General features: G+C 69.6%; 1 protein-coding gene and 2 pseudogenes. 2 read left to right on the top strand and 1 reads right to left on the bottom strand.

The window, feature by feature from the left end; all coding sequences use genetic code 11:
- Positions 1 to 24 precede the first annotated feature (24 nt).
- A pseudogene (locus tag AB0M27_RS48140) lies at positions 25 to 117 on the bottom strand (Lrp/AsnC family transcriptional regulator); the annotation flags it as partial.
- Positions 118 to 119: 2 nt separating this feature from the next.
- Here AB0M27_RS48140 and AB0M27_RS48135 point away from each other — a divergent pair.
- A pseudogene (locus tag AB0M27_RS48135) lies at positions 120 to 629 on the top strand (transporter associated domain-containing protein); the annotation flags it as partial.
- The coding region (locus AB0M27_RS48130) for a CNNM domain-containing protein (RefSeq protein ID WP_365732503.1) at positions 626 to 1,096 on the top strand (471 nt) is incomplete at its 3' end. The pseudogene AB0M27_RS48135 and the gene AB0M27_RS48130, both read left to right, overlap by 4 nt.

Here is a 1,096-nt window from a genome sequence, read left to right as displayed (position 1 = left end):
GTCCCCTGCCCGGATTTCCCCGGCTCAGACGGTGTCCTGGGCCGCCTGTTCCACCAGCGGGATGATCCGCAGCGGAACCGGGTTCTCCATGACGATCGCCGTGGAGGCCCGGACGATACATGAAGCTCCCGGCGGCGGTCGCCCAGATGCGGGAGCGGGACGACGAGTTCGCCGTCGTCCTGGACGAGCACGGCGGTCACGCGGCCATCGTCACGTACGAGGACATCGCGGAGGAGCTGGTCGGAGAGATCGCCGACGAGTCCGACACGGTCGCCGAACTCGCGGTCGCGGACGGCTCCGGCTGGATCGTGGACGCGGGGCGCCGCCTGGACGAGATCGAGGAGGCCACCGGCATCGTGCTGCCCGAGGAGGGCGACTACGACACCCTCGCCGGGCTGGTCATCGACCGGCTCGGCCGCTTCCCCACCGTCGGGGACCGCCTCACCGTCGCGGACGTACGGATCGAGGTCCGCACGCTCGACCGGCATGTGGCCGAATACGTCCGCATCGAACACACGGAACCCGCCCAGCAGGAACACCAGGCGGACCAGGCACAGCCCGCAGAGCAGGCGCAGCGCGTGGAACAGACGCAGCGCACGGAACACGGCGAACAGGAGCCGCAGGCATGAGCTTCCCCATGGCGCTCTTCGTCACCGTGCTGCTGCTCATCGGCAGCGGCTTCTTCGTCGCCGCCGAATTCGCCCTGGTCGCCTCCAAGCGCCACCGCATGGAACAGGCCGCCCTGGCCGGTCAGCGCGGCGCCAAGGCGGCCCTCGCCGGGATGCGTGAGCTGTCCCTGATGCTCGCCGGTGCCCAGCTCGGTATCACCGTCTGCACCCTGGGCCTCGGTTCCCTCTCCAAGCCCGCCATCTCGCACGAACTGGACCCGCTCCTGCAGCGGCTCGGACTGCCGACCGCGCTCAGTTACGGCATCGCCTTCGCGCTCGCCATGATCATCGTGGTCTTCCTGCACATGGTGGTCGGTGAGATGGCGCCCAAGTCCTGGGCCATCGCCCATCCGGAGCGCTCCGCGATGCTCCTGAGCCCGGCGTTCCGTGCCGTGGTCAAGGTCGTACGCCCGCTGATCCGGGTCCTG

Source organism: Streptomyces sp. NPDC052107 (assembly GCF_040680215.1).
In the GTDB taxonomy this organism is placed as follows: Bacteria; Actinomycetota; Actinomycetes; order Streptomycetales; family Streptomycetaceae; genus Streptomyces.
This window is presented reverse-complemented; position numbering and strand designations above follow the sequence as displayed.